The organism is Microbacterium sp. BDGP8 (assembly GCF_029991045.1).
In the GTDB taxonomy this organism is placed as follows: domain Bacteria; phylum Actinomycetota; class Actinomycetes; order Actinomycetales; family Microbacteriaceae; genus Microbacterium; species Microbacterium plantarum.
Genome location: NZ_CP120712.1, coordinates 1587119 through 1605599, shown reverse-complemented (window position 1 = coordinate 1605599; position 18481 = coordinate 1587119). Strand labels below are relative to the sequence as shown.

Sequence of the window (18481 nt, the reverse complement as noted above, 5' to 3'; positions counted from 1 at the left end):
ATGTCACTAACGGTGACACCCCGGGCCCGCGGCGTTCGCCTCAGAACATCAGAGAGGTGAGCCGCCGGCGCGCGCTGATGACTCGCGGGTCGGCGTTTCCCACGAGGCCGAACAGCTCGAGGAGCCTGTCGCGCACCGTCGATCGAGCATCCCCGTCGACCGCGGCGAACAGATCCAGGAGTCGGCCGAACGCGTCGTCGACGTGACCACCGGCGACATCGAGGTCGGCGACGCGCAGCTGCGCATCGACATCGTGCGGCGCGGCCGCGGCTGCGGCGCGGGCCTCACCGAGGTCGACGCCCTGCACCCGGTCGAGGAGCTTGACCTGTCCGAGACCCGCCTGAGCGTCGGCGTCGCGCGGGTTCTCCGCGAGCGCCCGCTCGTAAGCGCTGATCGCACGCGGGTAGTCGCCCGCTTCGATCGCAGCGAAGGCTTCGGCATGCAGCGGGGGCAGCGGCGGCTCGGCGGCCTCTACCGGTGCGTCCGTCTCCCCTTCCAGGGGAACGGTGCCGGTGACACCGTGCTGAGACGCGAGTTGAAGCAGTTGCGCGAAGACCTCGCGCACCTGCTGCTCGGGCACCGCTCCGGTGAACAGCGGCACGGGCTGCCCTGCCACCAGCGCGACCACCATCGGGATCGACTGCGCTCGGAACCCTTGCGCGAGCTGCGGGTTGGCGTCGACATCGACCTTGGCGAGGACGACGCGACCGGCCAGCTCGGTGACGACCTTCTCGAGCACGGGGCTCAGCTGCTTGCACGGGCCGCACCATTCCGCCCAGAGATCCACGACGACGGGTACCGTTCGCGAGAGCTCGAGGACCTCACCGAAAGTCTGGTCGGTTACGTCGAAGATCAGGCTCGATGCACTCTCGGACGGCTGCCCGGCGGGTGCCGACGCGGGCACCGGGCCCGTGGGGCGGTTACGCAGCGACGACAGATCGAGCGCGCCACGGAGCACGGCGTTGGAGGAAGGATCACTCATTCATACGACCTTTGCTGAGAGGACATTGGAACGGTAGCCGAGGAACTGGATCGGCTCGGATGAGCCGGCGCCGGGCACGAAGAAGAACAGCTGGTCCGCGTACGTGGTGGTGAAGCCGGTGGACGACTGCGACACTCCTGTCAGCGCGCTCGCGACCGGGTTGGTGTCGGGCACGTTGATCACGGCATCCGGATTGCTCGGCTTGAACGTGTGGTCCTCTGTGATGGTCACCGCCACGACGGCGCCGCTCTCGAGCGTCTGGAGGGCGATCGGCGGCTGCGTCCCGGCCTGGGTCGTGAACGAGACCGTGCCCGTCTCCGCACCTGTCTGGTTGAAGTCGTTGACGATCTGCTCGCGGTTGGAGGTGACGCCCGCACGGAAGGCGTCGCCGTCCGCTTCGAACAAGCCCGCATACGGACTCGCGTCGCCGTTGGTCAGCAGGTCGGCGTATGCGGCCGCGAGGTCCTTCGGCGGCAGGACGAGGAACGGCGAGTCCGGCGCCACCTGCGCGGCACCCAGGTATGCCGGTGCGAGTTCCGGGAACGAATCGGTCGCCAGCTCGGCGATGTAGCCGAGCTTGTAGTTGGACCAGGGATCCTGCTGACTGACCGTCATGATCGTGTCAGCTGCGCCCTCGCCGCCTTCGACGACCGCGAGGAAGGTACGCGGCCACTTCTCGAACGTCTCCGGCAGGAGGATCTCGAGGGGTTCCGCCGGGATGGGCGGCAGCGGGGCACGATCGGTGATCTTGGAGCGGAGGGTGTAATTGGTCTCGCGCTCCGCGAGCGCCGGCCCCGCGAGCCGCGTGCCGGCGAGGGCGGCGTCAGCGCTCGCGTCGGCCGTCGAGACGTCTTCCGCGATACGCGTGAGGATGCGCTCGGCCTGCTGCTGAGTCACCGCCGGCGGCGCCTGATCGGGGTCGGCGACGACCGTCGTGGTCGGCGAGGGAGTCGGGCTCGGGGCCAACTGGGGCCAGGCGTCCGCCGAGCACCCCGTCAGCGCCACGAGGGAGACCAGCGGGATCGCGAGGAGAGCCTGACGCCCGCGTGTCAGGCGGCGTCGCGGCGGCGTGGACGAGATGACGCCCTTCGCTTCCGCGTCCGTCGCGAGATCGATGGGCTGAGTGGCGCTCATCGGAAGCCCCTTCCGTCGCGGACCGCGCGAGCGACGCAGATGGCGCCAGCCGAGCGCGTACATGACGATTCCGAACGCGAGGAGGATCCCACCGGCCACGATCAGCGGGCCGGCCCAGGGCGTGTTCGACTCGATCGGCCACGTCACCTGGATGTCGGCGGGCGCGGGCGCGGTGCCGTCCGATGCGATCAGGACGCTCATGTCCTGCGGCAGCTGCAGGGATGTGGTCAGCGCGTCATCGCGCTGGAACTCTTCGAGCCAGAGATCCGACCCGACCGGTGACGGCATCGCCGGGATGTTGCCGTCGGCATCCGGCGTCGGCGCGGACGCGGCCGCGACCTGGGAAGTCGTGATCGCCCCCTCGGCGTCGACGCCGAGGCGCGTGTAATCGGTGCGCGCGAGCCACGCGGTCACGTCGGACGTGCGGCCGTATGCGGCGAAGACGGTCCCGGTGCCCTGAACGCTCAATGCCTGCGCGCCGGGGCGCGAGGTGAGCACGGCGCCGTCGATGAGGGTGAAGGGGGCGTCTCCCGTCACCGTCACCGACTCGGTGACGGTCTCGGGCCCGCGCAGGATCGTGCGCTGCGCGATACCCGCCCCGATCATGACGGTGGCCAGGACGAAGGCGACGACAGCCCACACGAAACGCACGAAGAAACACCTCTCCACATTCGGAACGGGACCACCGAACGCTTGATCGACGTTCCAGAGTATCCAAAACGACCTGAAAGGGTCGTGAAAGGGGCGCCTCCCAACGAAAGTTCGCGCGGCTCGTAAAGTGAAGTGATTCGACCCCGGAGGCGTTCGTGAAGATCCAGAACCCGTTTCGCACTGCACTGATCGCCACGCTCGGCGTCGGCGTGGGCATCGTGATCATCGGGGGCATCCAGACCCTCTCGACCATCCTTCTCTACGTCGGCACCGCGCTCTTCCTCGCTCTCGGGCTCGACCCGGTGGTCTCGTGGCTCGAGCGGCGACGCCTGCCACGATGGGCAGCTCTCCTGATCACCTTCGCAGCGCTGCTCGCGGCCTTCGCCGGCATCATCCTCATGGTCGTGCCGATCATCGTCTCGCAGATCTCGCAGCTCGTGGCCGCCATCCAGGACCTCGTCACCAACGGCGACTGGGACCCGGTCAACGCCGTCAAGGACTGGCTGACCGTCACCTTCCCGCAGCTGAACGTCGACGAGCTGTTCCAGTACCTCTCCGACTGGTACAACTCGCTCGACATCGGGGCGATCGGCGGGTCGATCACGGGCTCGATCATCCTGATCGGCGGTGGCATCATCAGCGGGTTCACCGGCGCGGTCATCGTGCTCATCCTGACGATCTACTTCACGGCGTCGACCCCGAACCTGAAGGCTGCGGTCTATCAGCTCGTGCCGGCTTCGCGACGGCCGCGCTTCATCGACCTGGCCGAGCAGATCACGGCATCCGTCGGCTTCTACGTCATGGGCCAGGTGTCCCTGGGCGTCATCAACGGTGTGCTCAGTGCCATCTTCCTGAGCGTGATCGGAGCCCCCTTCCCCGCGGTGCTCGCGGTCATCGCCTTCTTCTTCTCGCTCATCCCCCTGGTGGGAACCCTCACCGGGTCGGCGATCATCGTGCTCACCTGCCTGATACCCGGACTCGCAGAACCCCAGACGGCACTGTGGGCGGCGATCTGGTACCTCGTGTACATGCAGGTCGAGGCCTACCTCATCTCGCCGCGCATCATGAACCGTGCCGTATCGATCCCCGGCGCGGTGGTGGTCATCGCAGCCCTCGCCGGAGCCGCGCTGGGGCAGCTCCTCGGAGCGCTCGTGGCGATCCCGGTGGCAGCCAGCATCCTGATCATCTACCGCCAGGTCGTGATCCCGCGGCAGAACGAGCGCTGACGCTCAGGAGGCGTCGTCCGCCGCGTGATCGTCGTCCCACTCTTCGGCGAGCGGCAGCGCGTCGGGGTTGACGGCCGCGACGATCTCGGTGAGCACCCGACGGGTCTGGTTCTCCCCCACCCACAGGTGTTTGCCGCCCTCGACGGCGATGAGCGTCGCATGCGGGATCGAGGCGAAGCGCTGACGCGCCTCGTCCGGGCGGAGGTAGTCGTCGAACTCGGGCACCACGATGACGACTCGTCGATCGTCGCCTGCCCAGGCAGCGACCTCGTCGGCTGTGGCCCGGTGCAACGGCGGCGAGAGGAGAACGACGCCCTCGATGTCGTGGTCGCGCCCGTATTTGAGGGCGAGCTCGGTTCCGAAGGACCAACCGACCAGCCAAGGACGCGGCAGGCCCCGATCGCGCACGAACGCCATCGCCGCCGCGACGTCGAACACCTCGCCGACACCGCCCTCGAACGTCCCCTCGCTGGTCCCCCGAGGCGATGTCGTTCCTCGGGTGTTGAAACGCAGCACGGCGAGGTCGGCGAGGGCGGGGAGGCGCCCGGCCGCCTTGCGCAGGATGTGCGAGTCCATGAATCCGCCCGCCGTCGGAAGCGGATGCAGGGTGACGAGCGTCGCGACCGGTTCGCGATCCTGTGGCAGCGCGAGCTCGCCGACCAGGGTCAGCTCGTCGAGCGTGCGGAGCTCGATGTCCTCACGACGTGCGGGGAGCTGAACGGGTCCACGGATTTCGAAGCTCATGCGATCCTCCAACATGCCGAATGCCAATGCCGACGCGCGGCGAGGTCCGCGGCGTCGCCCAGGACACCGTCCGCCCGCCACGCGACCACATGCGCCGTGGCGGGCGCGATGTCACGCCCGCAGCCCGGGCAGGTATAGGTCTTCTGCGATTGCGCGGCCGACACCGGCTGCACGGTCCATTCGACGCCACGTCGCGTCTCGGAGCGCTTCCAGCCGCTCAGCAGCCGCTCGAGCGAGTCGTCGCGCGGTTCCGGCCGTCGCCTGTTGGAACGGGGCATGACGCGCGCAGTCACCACCAGTGGTTGCTGGACCAGAAGGCATACGCCTCGCTCCAGCTGCCGTAACGTCCGACGGCGTAGCCGTTCGCCCACGTGAGGTTGTCGACGGGGTCGTACCCACTGCCCGGCACCTTGCTGCAGGGATAGGCCTGAACGAGACCGCAGGCCCCCGACGAAGCGTTCGTCGCGTTCGGGTTCCAGCTGCTCTCGCGCGACACGATGTAGTCGACGTAGCCCCAGTCGCTCTCCGGGATGCCGGCGGCGCTCAGCCAGTCGGCGGAAGATCCCCCGCCGGAGTACAGGACCGGCGCTGCGCGCGACGTCCCGGTGCTCTCGCCTTCCACCGGGGTGGGGGTCGGGGTGGGGGTCGGCGTCGGCTTGGGAGCGACGTACACGGTGAAGCCGCTGCGATCGAGCTGAGCGGGCGTCGTCGCCGTTCCGTCACCGGACAGCGCCTGCGCGTCGCCGCGCGACTCGGCCCACAGCGAGACGACTTCGACGGGCTTCTCCTGGGCGACCGCGAGTGCGGTGCCGAGCGGTGCCAGAGCGCCGCCCGCCATACCGAGCGCAGCGACCGCGGCGAAGACGGAGGACACACCGCGACGTCGCGACCAGCGCGCGGAGACCGGCGTGCTCCGGCGACGAGCCGGGACGCGCGTCGTGCGCCGGGAGACAGTCGAGCGGGAAGTCACAATGCCCTCGAGTTTAGCGAGGCGTGCAGCTTCTCTCCATCAGACTCACCCAATGGCGAGAATCACCGACACCACGCCGTCGAGAACCGCATCGACCTGCGCTTCGCGGTAGCCTCCGCGCTGCATGCGGAACGCGACCGATCGCACCTGCTCGACGGTGAGCGGTTCACCCGATTCGAGGTAACGGGCGATGCGGTGCGCCACGAGGTCGACCTCGTCCATGCGATAGCCGTACGACAGCACACCCACACGATCGAATCTCCGCCGCTCGGGACGCGACAGCCGGTCGAGGATCTCCTGGGCGAGATTGCGTGAGCGGCCGACCCAGGCGCGGGCGCCCGCACGTGACAGGGCACGTTCCCGCTCGCGCGCCGCGAATGCGTCCTCGATCCGTCCGATCGCGGCGTCGACGGGGGCGACGGCATACCCGCCGCGCACGAGCGGGAAGGCGGTCGCGCGAATCGCGGCGGAGTCGAGGTCGTCCTCCTCGGACGCCTCGAACGCTTCGCGAGCGCGCCGCAGGAAGGCATCCACAGCGGCTCGGTCGTATCCCTTGGCTCGTCCCTGCACCTCGGGGAACGGGCTCGTGGAAAGGGAGGTATCGGTCGAGGTCATGACATCACCAGAGGGGACAGAGCGTGGAAGAGGACGAGCGCCACGACGGTGGACGGCAGGATCGAGTCGAGTCGGTCGAGCACTCCCCCGTGGCCCGGCAGCCACGAGCTCATGTCTTTGATGCCGAGATCACGCTTGATCATCGACTCAGCCAGATCGCCGACCGTGGCGGAACCGAGGATGACGATACCGATGATGACGCCGGTCCACGCCGGGAGTCCGAGAAGCAGCCAGGCGAACCCGACAGCGACGAGCATCGCCACCACGCCCGCGCCTGCGAAACCCTCCCAGGTCTTCTTCGGGCTGATTCGCGGGGCCATCGGATGCTTGCCGAAGGCGAGCCCAGCGGCATACGCGCCGGTGTCCGCGCCCACCACGACGGCGATCATCGCGAGGACCCAGAACTCTCCGCCGTCCTCGCGCAGGAGGATGAGCAGCAGGCTTCCGAGGAACGGGACGTAGAGCTGAACGAACCCGCTGATGAGCACGTCGCTGAGCACCTGGCCGTAGCGACGGCTCTCGCCGCTCACCATCTGCGCCATCAACCGCCAGACGATCACCGTGACCCCGGCGGCGAAGACAACGACCCAGTGCGTGCCGGCATCGAGGAGGAAGCCCGCCGCCAGCACCGCGGCGCCGGCGACCAGCTGTGGTGCGACGTCCACGCGTCGTCCCGCGGCCTGCAGGGCTCGGACGAACTCGAAGACGCCGAGCAGCGCGACGGGGATCGCAAAGAGGACGAACACCCACTTCACGAAGATGAGCGACCCGATCACGACGACGCCGATGGCGACCCCGATCAGGATCGCGACGAAGAGATTGCGTCCGGTCCGCGCGTTGATGCGCTCGTTCGCCTGCTCGAAGTCGGCCCGAGCTCGGCCGATGTGCTGTTCGAACTCCGTTCGCGCGGCACGCACCTGATTCTGAAACGCCGAATCACCGTGCTCGCGCGAACGGGACCGCTCCCGCTCGGATCGAGACGGGGCGTCGTCGCCGGGTGCGCTCATCGGTCTCAGACCTCGAGAAGCTCGGCCTCTTTGCGCTTGAGCGCGTCGTCGATGAGGTCGACGTGTGCACGCGTGAGACCGTCGAGTTCCTTCTCCGCACGCACCAGCTCGTCCTCGCCGACCTCGCTCTTGAGACCATCGAGCTCGTCCTTGGACTTCCGCCGGATGCCGCGCAGGTGGACCTTGTGGTCCTCGCCCTTCGAACGGACGAGCTTGACGTACTCCTTGCGGCGCTCCTCCGTGAGCTCGGGCATGGTGACGCGCACGATGTTGCCGTCGTTCGTCGGGTTCACGCCGAGGTTGGGGGTGTCGCGGATCGCCTGCTCGATCGCCTTGAGCGCCGACTTGTCGTACGGCGTGACGATGATCGTGCGGGCCTCGGGGTTGTTGAGCGACGCGAGCTGCGCGAGCGGAGTCGGCGACCCGTAGTAGTCGACGAGGATCTTCTGGAACAGCGCCGTGTTGGCGCGCCCCGTGCGCACGGTGGAGAAGTCCTCCTTGGCCGCCTCGACGGCGCGTTCCATGCGGGCTTTCGTGTCAGCGAGGATCTCGGGGATCACGTCACTCCATTCGTCGGTACGTCCGGTCAAGTCTAGTCTGCAGGCGGGCGGGGCTCAGACGGTGACGAGCGTGCCGATGCGCTCGCCCAGCAGTGCGCGCGTGACGTTCCCCGCCGGCTCCATGCCGAAGACGCGCATGTCGATGCCATTGTCCATGCACAGGCTGAATGCGGTGGAGTCCACGACCTTGAGCCCCTGCTGCAGCGCCTCGCCGTAGGTGATCTGCTCGATCCTCTCCGCCGTGGGGTCCTTCTTCGGGTCGGCCGTGTAGACCGCGTCGACACCGTTCTTGGCCACCAGGACCTCATCGGCCTTGATCTCGAGGGCGCGCTGCGCCGCCACCGTGTCGGTGGAGAAGTAGGGCAGACCGGCGCCGGCGCCGAAGATGACGACGCGACCCTTCTCCATGTGGCGCTCCGCGCGACGGGGAATGTACGGCTCAGCGACCTGCGTCATCGAGATGGCCGACTGCACGCGCGTTGCGGCGCCGGCCTGCTCAAGGAAGTCCTGCAATGCGAGGGCGTTCATCACGGTGCCGAGCATGCCCATGTAGTCGGCGCGACCGCGGTCCATCCCGCGCTGGCTCAGCTCTGCGCCTCGGAAGAAGTTCCCGCCGCCGACGACGATGGCGACCTCCACCCGGTCGGCGGCCTCAGCGATCTCGCGGGCGATCTGCCCGACGACATCCGGGTTCACGCCCAGCTGGCCGCCACCGAATGCCTCGCCCGACAGCTTCAGCAGGACGCGACGGCGCCCGGTCTTCTCATCGTTCATCGTGTCCCTCTCATCGCTGTGTTGCAGAGTATCGCCCGGATGGGCATGGAAAAGGCCCGCATCCGAAGATGCGGGCCTTTCGGGCTGTTACGCGCCGACCTTGAACCGAGCGAAGTCGGTGATGGTGATGCCGGCGTCCTTCGCGACCTGCGCGACGGACAGCTTGTTGTCCTTCGCGTAGTCCTGGTCGAGGAGGGCGACCTGCTTGAAGAACGCACCCACGCGGCCCTCGACGATCTTGGGAAGGGCGGCCTCGGGCTTGCCCTCGTTGCGGGAGATCTCGGTGACGATCTCGCGCTCCTTCTCGACGTCGGCCTCGGGAACGTCCTCGCGCGACAGGTAGCTGGGGTTCGCGAACGAGATGTGCTGCGCGATCGAGCGGGCGGTCTCCGCGTCCGAGCCCGAGTACGCCACGACGACGCCGATCTGCGGGGGCAGGTCCTTGCTCGTCTTGTGCAGGTAGATCTCGAACGCGTCGCCGGTCAGCGTGCGCACGCGACGCAGCTCGACCTTCTCGCCGATGATGGCGGCCTCATCGTTGATGAGCTGCTCGATCGTCTGGCCCGACGCGTCTGCGGCGAGGGCGGCCTCGACCGAGTCGGCGGATGCCGCGGCGGCCGCGTCTGCGACCTTATCGGCCAGAGCGATGAAACGGTCGTTCTTCGCGACGAAGTCGGTCTCGCATGCGAGCTCGACGAGGGTGACCTTCCCGTCCTGCTCACGCGCGACGACGAGGCCCTCGCTCGTGGAGCGGTCGGCACGCTTCGCGTTGCCCTTCGCCCCCTTGAGGCGGAGGATCTCGACGGCCTTCTCGACGTCGCCGTCGGCCTCTTCGAGGGCCTTCTTGGTGTCGACCATTCCGGTGCCGAGCTGCTCGCGCAGAGCCTTGATGTCGGCGATGGTGAAGTTTGCCATGAGTGGCGGCTCCTTCTGTCTGTGTGAAATCTCGTGGATGCCGATCGGCGCGGCCGGGCTCAGCCGCGGCCGCGCCGATCGTAGCGGGTCAGGAAGACGCGCTGATTACTTCTCGGTGGCCTCGGTGGCGACGGCCTCGGCCTGCGCCTCGGCACCGGCCTCGTCGGCGGGCGTCTCCGTCGCGGCGACCTCAGCGTCAGCGCCCTCGACCGGGGCGTTCTCGGCGGCAGCGGTCTCTGCAGGAGCGCTCTCGAGCAGCTCGCGCTCCCAGTCGGCGAGGGGCTCGGCCTCGGCCGACTCGTCGGACGGCTGGTGGCGCTGGATGAGGCCCTCGGCAGCAGCGTCGGCGACGATGCGCGTGAGCAGGCTCACCGAACGGATCGCGTCGTCGTTACCGGGGATCGGGTACTGGAACTCGTCGGGGTCGGCGTTCGTGTCGAGGATGCCGATCACGGGGATGCCGAGCTTCTTGGCCTCATCGATCGCGAGGTGCTCGCGCTTGGCGTCGACGACCCAGATGGCCGACGGGGTCTTCTGCAGGTTGCGGATACCGCCGAGCGACTTGTGCAGCTTGTCGAGCTCGCGTTTCTTGAGCAGCAGCTCCTTCTTCGTGAAGCCGCTGGCCGCGGGGTTCTCGAAGTCGAGCTCCTCGAGCTCCTTCATGCGGGCGAGGCGCTTCGAGACCGTCTGGAAGTTGGTCAGCAGACCACCGAGCCAGCGCTGGTTCACGTAGGGCTGACCCACGCGGGTCGCCTGCTCGGCGATGACCTCCTGCGCCTGCTTCTTGGTGCCGACGAAGAGGATGGTGCCGCCGTGCGCAACCGTCTCCTTGACGTACTCGTAGGCACGGTCGATGTACGACAGCGACTGCTGCAGGTCGATGATGTGGATGCCCGAGCGCTCGGTGAGGATGAAGCGCTTGACTTTCGGGTTCCAGCGGCGGGTCTGGTGCCCGAAGTGGACGCCGCTGTCGAGCAGCTGGCGAATGGTGACGACGGCCATGGCCGTTCTCCTTCTGTTTCGGTTGATTCGCCGGACCGACGGCCCGGTACTCCTGGCGCCCGACACACTTCCGCTCGCCGCCGGAGCGGGAGACCTGGGGAAGATGCGCCACGATCGGGAACCGATCGCTCAGGGCACGCGTAGTCACCTCGACGAGCGAGGTGCGGTGATCAGTGTAGCAGTGAGCCGCTCCTCCCCGACGCTGCGTGCGAACGGGTTGCTCACGTGTCGCGGCCGACGTCGCTGCGGCGAACGAACAGGTCTCGAGACTCGACTCGTGACCCGTTCCCCGGCCGCCCTGCTCGCAGCAGCGCTCCTCATCGTGAGCACGTTTCTTCCCGACGCCGTCGCGCCAGGTGGTGAGCCGCGTCCTTCACCCGGCTGGACCATGCCGCTGCGCGGAGCCGCCGTCGCGCGAGCCTTCGAAGCTCCGGCACATGAGTACGCTCCCGGGCATCGAGGGGTTGACCTCGCCAACGGGGGCGAGGGCGAGGTCGTCGCGCCGGCGAACGGTGTCATCGCGTTCGCGGGGCCCGTCGCCGGCCGCCCCGTCGTGACGATCGACCACGGCGACGGGGTGGTGACCAGTCTCGAGCCGGTCGACACGGGCCTGCAGACGGGGACGGCGGTCGGCCGAGGGGAGCCGGTGGGAACCGTGGCGCCCGGCGGCCATACCGGCGACGGCACGATCCACTTCGGAGTGCGGCGCAACGGTGAGTACATCAACCCGCTCCTGATGATGGGTGGCCTCACCAGGCCGATCCTGTTGCCGTGCTGCTGAGCGTCAGTCGTTCCCGATCGTGTTGCGGTCACCGCTCTGGGTGACCGCTCCCAGGCGATCCGCGTCGACGTGGTTGTCGTTGCCCGATACCGATACGGTGCCGACCTCGTCGGCGTCGACGGAGTTGCGGTCTCCTGCGATGGTGAGGGCGCCGACCCTGACGGCATCCACATCGGCGGATTGCCCCGTGATCTCGAGCGAGTCGACCGAGCCGAGGTCGATCTCGATGCGATCACCACTCGCGAGGACGTTTCCGACGCGCGCTCGCTCGAGGTCGACGTCGAGCGAAGCACCCTCGATGCGGACCACGTCGCACTCGCCGGCGAAAACGAGGTCGAGGTCGGTCCCGCGGATCGCGACGACGCCGTCGATGCACGCGGGGTCGTTCGGCCCCGGCACCGCCGGAACCGTCGCGTCGGATGATGCTTCCGGCGTCGCGGCGGGCGAGGCCGAGGGAGCCGCCGAGGTCTGCGGCGCCGTAGGCCGGACGATCCGGTCGGGCTCGTTCGACGCCACCGGCGCGCATGAAGCGAGCATCCCGACGAGCACGGTCGCGCCGATCGCTGCAGCAACTCTTCTCATGCGTGCCCCCTCTTCGTGCTCCTCCGTGCGCTCTCCCAACGCTACGACGGCGGAGGGCCAGCGCACCATCATGCGCGCGGATGCGCTTGTCGATAGGCGGCGGCGAGCCGTTCCCCCGAGACGTGCGTGTAGATCTGCGTCGTGCCGAGGCTCGCGTGCCCGAGGATCTCCTGAACGGCCCGCAGGTCGGCACCGCCATCCAGCAGATGGGTCGCGGCGGAATGCCGCAGAGTGTGCGGCCCGACGGCATCCACCCCGAGTGCGGGGCCGAGCTTCTCCGAGACCGTCGCGTATACGGCGCGCGCCGTCAGCCGACCACCGCGCGACCCGAGGAACACTGCACGCGCGGCTTCTGCTCGGCCTGCGGCGCGCGCCGCGAGCACCGGACGCCCGCGGACCAGGTAAGCCTGCACGGCGTCGAATGCCGGACCGCCTACGGGAACGACCCGGTCCTTATCGCCCTTGCCCATGACACGTGCCGTGCGGCGTTCGCTGTCGATGTCGTCGAGGTCCAGTCCGCATAGTTCGGACACGCGGATGCCGGTCGCGTACAGCGCTTCGAGGATCGCGTGGTCGCGGAGGAGAACCGGATCTCCGTCGGCCGCCCGCGCCCGCAGATCGTCGAGGACGGATGCCACCGTCTGAGCGGTCGCGACTTTGGGCAGGGTCCGCGCCCGCTTCGGTGACGCCAGGCGGAGGGCGGGGTCGCTGGCGATCGCGCCGCGCTCGGTCGCCCACGCGAAGAAGCCCCGGGCGGTCGCGGTACGGCGAGCGAGGGTGGACCGCGCCTCGCCCCGCTCACTCGCGCGCCAGACCCAATCGCGGAGCACCTCGATGTCCACCTCTTCGAGCTCGATGTCGCCCGACGCCGCAGCCAGATCGGCGAGGTCATTGCGGTAGGCGCGGACGGTGTTCTCAGAGAGCCTGCGGACGCGCAGCAGGTGGTCTGCGTACGCGTCCGCCGCCTCCGAGATGAGCATGCAGCCAGCATGACCGATCCGCAGGCACCGCCGGGCCAGGCTCGCGGGACGCCAGCCGTCAACTGCCCGCTCGACGCCACCCGCGTTCGTCGGACACGACTCGACCATCGAGCTCCAGGAGTCCCAGCCAGGCGCTCACTTCCTCGCCGGCCACGCCGGAGCGCCGAGCGATCTCTGCGACATCCCGGGGCGCTCGTGTGCTCAGCGCGTCGAGCACCCTCGTCGCATCGTCCGTACGGCCGTCGCTGTCGAGAGCCGCGGGAGGCCCGGGCTCCTTCGACCACCCGAGCAACTCCCGGACGTCGTCCGCGCTCGTGATGCACCGACCGTCGTACTCGCGGAGGATCCGGTGGCATCCTGCCGACGCCGCAGAGGTGACCGGCCCCGGTACCGCACCGAGGGCCCGCCCGAGCGCCGCTGCGTGGCCCGCGGTGTTCAACGAACCCGACCGCCACCCCGCCTCGACCACCACGGTGGCATCGGAGAGCGCGGCGATGACCCGATTGCGCTGCAGAAAACGCCACTTTGTCGGCGCCGTGCCGCACGGCACCTCGCTCACGACCACACCACGGCGCGACACCTCCGTCAGCAGGCCGGCATGGCCCGACGGGTACGCCTTATCGACGCCCCCCGCGAGCACGGCGATCGTGCTGCCGCCGACCGCGAGGCAGGCTCGATGCGCCGCAGCGTCGATCCCGACGGCGGCCCCGGACACGATCGTCACCCCCGCGACGCCCAGTTCTCCCGCGATCTCCCCCGCGACCTGCACACCGTACGCGGTCGCCGCGCGCGCTCCGACGAGCGCAACCGCCGCAGCTGGCGCCGCGAGAGCGTCTGCCCGTCCTCTGGCCCACAGCGCGACCGGGGCATGGATGCCGAGTTCCTCGACCCTCTCCGGCCAGGCGGGATCACCCGGCACGATGAGCCGTACCCCGACCCGCTTCGCCCGCTCGATCGCGTAGGAGTGGTCGTCCTGCCGCGGACGCCACCGGGCACAGGCGCGGCGCCAGTCCCGCACCTCGAGGCCGAGCTCCGCCGGGGGTGTGTCGTCTCGCAGCGCGCACTCGAGGGCGCGGAACGCCCCCAGCCGCTGTATTGCGAGCCCGGCGATGCCGTCTCCGGGCTCGGCCAGCACCGACCATCGGGCTCGCCCCCAGCGCTCGCGACCGCTCTCGGGATCCACGAGGCCGTCCGCGGGCACGAGCCCCGCCAACGCACTGCGCACCTCGTCGTCGCTCACTGCTGGAGCCCCTTCTTCAGGAACAGCGCGCGCCCGACGTCACCCGCGGTCAGCCGCTCGCGACCCGCGAGGTCGGCCACCGACCATGCCACCCGCAACACCCGGTCGTAGCCACGCAGGGTGAGCGCTCCGCGCTGGAGAGCCGCGTCGAGCGGAGCACGAACGCGCGGTTCGGGAGCGAGCGGTCCATCCCGCAGCCACGCGCCCGAGACAGCGGCGTTCGATCGCCACGGGGTCTCCGCCAATCGCAGAGCGGCACGCGACCGCGCGGCCGCGACCTGCTCGCGCGCGGTCGCCGTCGTCGTCTGCGCAGGACCGCGCGCCGTCAGGTCGGCGAGCGACACCCGCGAAAGCGAGAGCTCGATGTCGATGCGGTCCAGCAGCGGGCCCGAGAGCCGGCCGAGATAGCGGCGGATCGCGAGGGATGGGCACGAGCAATTGCCGCCACGGACGCCGTATTGTCCGCACGGGCAGGGGTTCGTGGCCAGCACCAGCTGGAACCTCGCCGGCAGAGTTGCCCGGAATCCCGCCCGGTGGATGTCGATCGACCCCGCCTCGAGTGGCTGACGAAGAGAGTCCAGCGCGTGCGCGCTGTACTCACCGGCCTCGTCGAGAAACAGGACGCCCCCGCTCGCCCGAGCGATCGCCCCCGGTCGCAGCGACCTGCTGCCACCGCCCACCAGCGCCGCGACGCTCACGCTGTGATGCGGCGCCTCGAACGGAGGAACTCTGCTCAGGCTGTCGACGACGGTGCCCGACAGCGAGCGAATCGATGCGACTTGCAGCGCGGTCTCGTCGTCGAGCGGGGGCAGGATCCCCGGCAGGCGACGTGCAAGCATGGTCTTCCCGGCACCGGGCGGACCGCTCATGAGCAGATGGTGGCCGCCGGCCGCCGCGACGACGAGCGCATCGATCGCCTCCTCCTGCCCTCGGATGTCCGAGAGATCGTCGACAGGCAGCCCGTCGCCGTCATGCTCCCCATCATCGGCGGGAACCGGCACCTCGGGTACCGCCTCGTCATCACTGTCGATCTCGAGCCCGTGCCAGCGCGCGACGCCCGCGAGGGTGCGGCATCCGACGACGCGGACCCCGTCGACGAGAGCGGCTTCTGCTCGGCAGGCCTCGGGGACGATGACCGTCCGCTTCCCCGCGCGCGCTGCGGCGATGACTGCGGGGAGAACTCCCGGTACCGGCCGCAGCCGCCCGTCGAGGCCCAGCTCGCCGATGTGGACGGTGTCGGCGAGCGACGTCGGGTCCATCGGGAGCTCCGTCGCGAGCGCCGCGACGGCGATGGCGACATCGAAGCCAGCTCCCTGCTTCGGAAGGCTCGCCGGTGAGAGATTGACCGTCACACGACGTCGTGACAGCGGCAGCCCGCTGTTCTGACAGGCGTTGTGCACCCGCTGCTGTGCCTCGGCGAGGGCTCGGTCGGCGAGTCCGACGATGCGGAACGCGGGCGTCTGGTTCGACAGGTCGGCCTCGACTTCCACGAGGTCACCGGCGAGCCCGGTGAGTGAGACCGCCCAGGTACGCCCGAGGCTCACCGCAGGTCCTCGACGTGCTCGAGCACCGCCGTATCGACGTCGTCGCCGGTGATACCGATGACGTCGAGACGGATCCGGCGACCGCGCACCTCCCCCGGGTGCGCGGCGATCCAGGCGCAGGCGAGCCGCCACAACCGGTCCTTCTTGCGTTCGTCCACCGCCTCGAACGGATGCCCGTACGCCGCGGTCCGCCGGGTCTTGACCTCGACGATGACGAGTTCGTCGCGCGATACGGCGACGATGTCGATCTCGCCCTGCCGATCGCGCCAGTTTCGATCCAGGATGTCGTACCCGAGGCGGGTCAGGTGCCGCGCGGCCCGCTCTTCACCGGCGCGGCCCCGGTCGTCTTTCGCTGCCATATGAGCACTCTCGCGCGGCGGCCGACGGCCCCGGGGTCACGGCTGCGCGGCCGTGCAGAACCGGCTCGACGACGGTCCTGGGGAGGAGCGTCAGCTGTCGAGCGAGAGCTCGTCGGGGAGCTCGAAGTCGCGGCGCTGGAGCTCCTCGACGTTGACGTCCTTGAACGTCAGTACACGCACGGACTTCACGAAACGGTCGGCGCGATAGATGTCCCAGACCCACACGTCGTTCATCGTCAGCTCGAAGTAGAAGTCGTGCTCGGTGTCGCGCCGAACGACGTTGACGTCGTTCGCGAGGTAGAAGCGACGCTCGGTCTCGATCACGTACTGGAACTGCGACACGACGTCGCGGTACTCCTTGTAGAGCGCCAACTCCAGCTCGCGGTCATAGTCTTCGAAGACTTCGTCATCCATGGTGCTTCCATCCTAGGCGGCGGCAGCACGGCGTTCTCGTCCCCGCGACCCCGCCCACCGAAGTCAGAACAGCGTCGGCGCGTCGGCGATCGCCCAGGACGCCCGGTGATGCCGTGACAGCCCGTGCTCCCGGATCGCGGCCCGGTGGAGCGCGCTGGCGTAACCCTTGTTCCGTGCCCACTCGTACATCGGCGTCTCGTCGTGCAGCTCGGTCATGTGGGCATCGCGCGCCACCTTCGCGATGACCGACGCCGCCGCGGCACTGGCGCAGTCACGGTCCGCCTTGATGATCGTCCGCACCGTCATGCCCGGTCCGGCCATCGGACTGACATAGTCGTGATTGCCGTCCAGGATGACGACGGTCTCAGCAGCGAAGGGATCCGCGACGCCGAGACCCTGGATCGCGCGAACAGCGGCCAGGCCGAGCGCCCGCATGATCCCCATCTCGTCGATCTCACCCGGCGTGGCCGACCCCACCGCCGAGGCCACGACCCAGTCGGCTGCTCGCAGCGCCAGCTCTGGTCGGCGAAGCTCGGTCACGAGCTTCGAGTCACGAAGCCCCTCGGGAACGCGACGACGCGCGCAGCGTGCGTCGAGCACGGCGGCACCGACCGACACCGGGCCCGCCAACGCGCCCCGCCCGACCTCGTCGAGAGCGATGACGAACTCGTACTCGCGCAGCAGCCGCCGTTCGACGGTCAGCCGGGGCGCGACGACGGTCATCGTCCTTCGGGCGCGGGGACCCCCGCGAAGACGTCGTGGTGGAAGTCGATGAGGCCGAAGCGGTCGAGGGGCCAGGTGATGAGGAAAGCTCGTCCCACGACGTTGTCGAGCGGGACGAAGCCCTGCGAGGGCTGGTCGCGGTTGTAGCGCGAGTCCCGCGAGTGATCACGGTTGTCGCCGAGCACCCAGAGCGAGTTCTCGGGCACCGTCACGTCGAACGGAACCTCTTGCGGGGCCGACTGGCCGTCCGCGAGCGAGACGTACGAGGATTCGTCGATGGGAACGTCGTTCACCGTGATCTGGCCGACGGCGTTGCAGCACACGACATGGTCACCCGGCATCCCGATGATCCGCTTGATGAGGTGGTCCTTGCTGTCGGGAGCCGACAGTCCGACGACGGAGAGCACCCAGTCCATGCCCTCGACGAGCGGCGGACGGGCCTGCTCGACGGTGGGAGGCAGCCACCCTCCGGGATCGCGGAAGACGACGACGTCACCCCGCGCGTAGCCGCCGAACCGGGGCGTGAGCTGGTCGACGAGGATCCGGTCGTCCTTCAGCAGCGTCCGTTCCATGGATCCGGATGGGATGTAGAACGAACGGACGAGGAAAGTCTTGACCAGAAACGACACCGCGAGAGCGATGGCGACGATCACGAGGATGTCGCGAAGAAGCAGGCCGAGGCGACGTGATCGTGAACGCGCGGGCTTCGGCGCCTGCGCGGCAAGGTCATCGGTGGTCATTCATCGCCTCTCATCCGACTCGCCCGCCGGGGAGCCCTACCCAGGGTCGCACATTCCGCGACCATCGCCGGTCACCGCGCAGCGGAGACGACGGATGCCCCGAGCCTGAGCCCGGGGCATCCAGAGAATGCGTCGCTGCGATCAGCGGTCGCGCTTCTCCTTGATCTTCGCCTTCTTGCCGCGCAGGTTGCGCAGGTAGTACAGCTTCGCGCGACGGACGTCACCGCGCGTGACGACCTCGATGTGGTCGATCACGGGGCTGTGGACGGGGAACGTACGCTCGACGCCGACCTGGAAGCTGATCTTCCGGACGGTGAAGGTCTCGCGCACGCCGTCGCCCGAGCGGCCGATGACGACGCCCTGGAAGACCTGGATACGCGAGCGGTTGCCCTCGGTGATGTTGACGTGCACCTTGACGGTGTCGCCGGGGGCGAATGCGGGGATGTCGCTGCGCAGCGATGCTGCGTCGACGGAGTCGAGGATCTGCATGATCTGTTCTTCCTGCGACCGCCTCAGGTCGACCACGAGAGAGTTGAAT

General features: G+C 68.9%; 22 protein-coding genes. 2 read left to right on the top strand and 20 right to left on the bottom strand.

From position 1 onward, the window contains the following. Positions 1-40 precede the first annotated feature (40 nt). Together P6897_RS07795 and P6897_RS07790 are read right to left on the bottom strand one after the other, a co-directional pair. Positions 41-982, bottom strand: coding sequence for a tetratricopeptide repeat protein (locus P6897_RS07795; protein WP_282502523.1), 942 nt, complete (start codon positions 980-982; stop codon positions 41-43). Then, positions 983-2767 (bottom strand): glycosyl transferase, encoded by a 1785-nt coding sequence (locus P6897_RS07790; RefSeq protein WP_282502522.1) that lies wholly within the window; start codon positions 2765-2767, stop codon positions 983-985. It lies immediately after the preceding gene. A gap of 155 nt (positions 2768-2922) precedes the next feature. On the opposite strand from P6897_RS07790, the gene P6897_RS07785 reads away from it, so the two are divergent. After that, positions 2923-3993 carry an AI-2E family transporter gene (locus tag P6897_RS07785; RefSeq protein ID WP_114589351.1) on the top strand — a complete coding sequence of 357 codons (1071 nt, stop codon included), beginning with the start codon at positions 2923-2925 and terminating at the stop codon, positions 3991-3993. A 3-nt stretch (positions 3994-3996) separates the two neighbouring features. Here the strand turns inward: P6897_RS07785 and P6897_RS07780 are convergent, their stop codons facing one another. The 9 genes from P6897_RS07780 to rpsB form a co-directional block, all read right to left on the bottom strand. After that, positions 3997-4737, bottom strand: coding sequence for an alpha/beta fold hydrolase (locus tag P6897_RS07780; RefSeq protein ID WP_274177818.1), 741 nt, complete (start codon positions 4735-4737; stop codon positions 3997-3999). Continuing rightward, positions 4734-5015, bottom strand: a complete 282-nt coding sequence (locus P6897_RS07775) for a hypothetical protein (RefSeq protein WP_274177817.1) — start codon at positions 5013-5015, stop codon at positions 4734-4736. The genes P6897_RS07780 and P6897_RS07775 overlap by 4 nt, the downstream gene beginning before the upstream one ends. Positions 5016-5026: 11 nt before the next feature. After that, the gene (locus tag P6897_RS07770; protein ID WP_240309840.1) at positions 5027-5611 is read right to left on the bottom strand and encodes a transglycosylase SLT domain-containing protein; all 585 of its coding nucleotides are present in this window, start codon (positions 5609-5611) and stop codon (positions 5027-5029) included. A gap of 141 nt (positions 5612-5752) precedes the next feature. After that, a complete protein-coding gene (locus P6897_RS07765) occupies positions 5753-6322 on the bottom strand; it encodes a DivIVA domain-containing protein (protein WP_274177816.1) in 570 nt (189 codons plus the stop codon). After that, positions 6319-7239 carry a phosphatidate cytidylyltransferase gene (locus P6897_RS07760; RefSeq protein WP_282502521.1) on the bottom strand — a complete coding sequence of 307 codons (921 nt, stop codon included), beginning with the start codon at positions 7237-7239 and terminating at the stop codon, positions 6319-6321. Before P6897_RS07760 ends, P6897_RS07765 begins: the two co-directional genes overlap by 4 nt. A 95-nt stretch (positions 7240-7334) precedes the next feature. Continuing rightward, entirely contained in the window at positions 7335-7889 is a 555-nt protein-coding gene (gene frr / locus P6897_RS07755; RefSeq protein WP_112614568.1) for a ribosome recycling factor, read from the bottom strand. A gap of 54 nt (positions 7890-7943) precedes the next feature. Continuing rightward, positions 7944-8663 carry a UMP kinase gene (gene pyrH / locus P6897_RS07750; RefSeq protein ID WP_114589348.1) on the bottom strand — a complete coding sequence of 240 codons (720 nt, stop codon included), beginning with the start codon at positions 8661-8663 and terminating at the stop codon, positions 7944-7946. A gap of 87 nt (positions 8664-8750) precedes the next feature. Continuing rightward, complete coding sequence (tsf, locus tag P6897_RS07745) at positions 8751-9578, bottom strand: translation elongation factor Ts (RefSeq protein WP_023950948.1); 828 nt, start codon at positions 9576-9578, stop codon at positions 8751-8753. A 105-nt stretch (positions 9579-9683) separates the two neighbouring features. After that, positions 9684-10580, bottom strand: a complete 897-nt coding sequence (gene rpsB, locus P6897_RS07740) for a 30S ribosomal protein S2 (protein ID WP_274177814.1) — start codon at positions 10578-10580, stop codon at positions 9684-9686. A 277-nt stretch (positions 10581-10857) separates the two neighbouring features. Here rpsB and P6897_RS07735 point away from each other — a divergent pair, with 277 nt between their 5' ends. Then, on the top strand, positions 10858-11361 hold the full coding sequence (locus P6897_RS07735) for a M23 family metallopeptidase (RefSeq protein ID WP_282502520.1): 504 nt from the start codon (positions 10858-10860) through the stop codon (positions 11359-11361). 3 nt (positions 11362-11364) lie between these two features. On the opposite strand, the gene P6897_RS07730 is transcribed toward P6897_RS07735, so the two are convergent. The 9 genes from P6897_RS07730 to rplS form a co-directional block, all read right to left on the bottom strand. Next, a complete protein-coding gene (locus tag P6897_RS07730) occupies positions 11365-11943 on the bottom strand; it encodes a DUF3060 domain-containing protein (RefSeq protein WP_282502519.1) in 579 nt (192 codons plus the stop codon). Between the two features lie 68 nt (positions 11944-12011). Further along, the gene (locus P6897_RS07725; RefSeq protein WP_274177811.1) at positions 12012-12923 is read right to left on the bottom strand and encodes a tyrosine recombinase XerC; all 912 of its coding nucleotides are present in this window, start codon (positions 12921-12923) and stop codon (positions 12012-12014) included. Between the two features lie 58 nt (positions 12924-12981). Then, on the bottom strand, positions 12982-14163 hold the full coding sequence (gene dprA / locus P6897_RS07720) for a DNA-processing protein DprA (protein WP_274177810.1): 1182 nt from the start codon (positions 14161-14163) through the stop codon (positions 12982-12984). After that, on the bottom strand, positions 14160-15707 hold the full coding sequence (locus tag P6897_RS07715) for a YifB family Mg chelatase-like AAA ATPase (RefSeq protein ID WP_274177809.1): 1548 nt from the start codon (positions 15705-15707) through the stop codon (positions 14160-14162). Before P6897_RS07715 ends, dprA begins: the two co-directional genes overlap by 4 nt. Continuing rightward, positions 15704-16066 (bottom strand): YraN family protein, encoded by a 363-nt coding sequence (locus P6897_RS07710; RefSeq protein WP_269266407.1) that lies wholly within the window; start codon positions 16064-16066, stop codon positions 15704-15706. The genes P6897_RS07715 and P6897_RS07710 overlap by 4 nt, the downstream gene beginning before the upstream one ends. Positions 16067-16156: 90 nt before the next feature. After that, the gene (locus P6897_RS07705; protein WP_023950963.1) at positions 16157-16480 is read right to left on the bottom strand and encodes a DUF2469 family protein; all 324 of its coding nucleotides are present in this window, start codon (positions 16478-16480) and stop codon (positions 16157-16159) included. Between the two features lie 63 nt (positions 16481-16543). Further along, positions 16544-17203, bottom strand: coding sequence for a ribonuclease HII (locus P6897_RS07700; RefSeq protein WP_112614496.1), 660 nt, complete (start codon positions 17201-17203; stop codon positions 16544-16546). Next, positions 17200-17943 (bottom strand): signal peptidase I, encoded by a 744-nt coding sequence (gene lepB / locus P6897_RS07695; protein WP_114589341.1) that lies wholly within the window; start codon positions 17941-17943, stop codon positions 17200-17202. Before lepB ends, P6897_RS07700 begins: the two co-directional genes overlap by 4 nt. A gap of 141 nt (positions 17944-18084) precedes the next feature. After that, positions 18085-18432 (bottom strand): 50S ribosomal protein L19, encoded by a 348-nt coding sequence (rplS, locus tag P6897_RS07690; protein ID WP_023950969.1) that lies wholly within the window; start codon positions 18430-18432, stop codon positions 18085-18087. Positions 18433-18481 lie beyond the last annotated feature (49 nt).

Coding starts and splice junctions, on each gene's coding strand:
- P6897_RS07795 (WP_282502523.1), bottom strand. CDS start 982: ATGAGTGATCCTTCCTCCAACGCCGTGCTCCGTGGCGCGCTCGATCTG.
- P6897_RS07780 (WP_274177818.1), bottom strand. CDS start 4,737: ATGAGCTTCGAAATCCGTGGACCCGTTCAGCTCCCCGCACGTCGTGAG.
- P6897_RS07775 (WP_274177817.1), bottom strand. CDS start 5,015: ATGCCCCGTTCCAACAGGCGACGGCCGGAACCGCGCGACGACTCGCTC.
- P6897_RS07765 (WP_274177816.1), bottom strand. CDS start 6,322: ATGACCTCGACCGATACCTCCCTTTCCACGAGCCCGTTCCCCGAGGTG.
- pyrH (WP_114589348.1), bottom strand. CDS start 8,663: ATGAACGATGAGAAGACCGGGCGCCGTCGCGTCCTGCTGAAGCTGTCG.
- tsf (WP_023950948.1), bottom strand. CDS start 9,578: ATGGCAAACTTCACCATCGCCGACATCAAGGCTCTGCGCGAGCAGCTC.
- rpsB (WP_274177814.1), bottom strand. CDS start 10,580: ATGGCCGTCGTCACCATTCGCCAGCTGCTCGACAGCGGCGTCCACTTC.
- P6897_RS07730 (WP_282502519.1), bottom strand. CDS start 11,943: ATGAGAAGAGTTGCTGCAGCGATCGGCGCGACCGTGCTCGTCGGGATG.
- P6897_RS07725 (WP_274177811.1), bottom strand. CDS start 12,923: ATGCTCATCTCGGAGGCGGCGGACGCGTACGCAGACCACCTGCTGCGC.
- P6897_RS07710 (WP_269266407.1), bottom strand. CDS start 16,066: ATGGCAGCGAAAGACGACCGGGGCCGCGCCGGTGAAGAGCGGGCCGCG.
- P6897_RS07705 (WP_023950963.1), bottom strand. CDS start 16,480: ATGGATGACGAAGTCTTCGAAGACTATGACCGCGAGCTGGAGTTGGCG.
- P6897_RS07700 (WP_112614496.1), bottom strand. CDS start 17,203: ATGACCGTCGTCGCGCCCCGGCTGACCGTCGAACGGCGGCTGCTGCGC.
- lepB (WP_114589341.1), bottom strand. CDS start 17,943: ATGACCACCGATGACCTTGCCGCGCAGGCGCCGAAGCCCGCGCGTTCA.
- rplS (WP_023950969.1), bottom strand. CDS start 18,432: ATGCAGATCCTCGACTCCGTCGACGCAGCATCGCTGCGCAGCGACATC.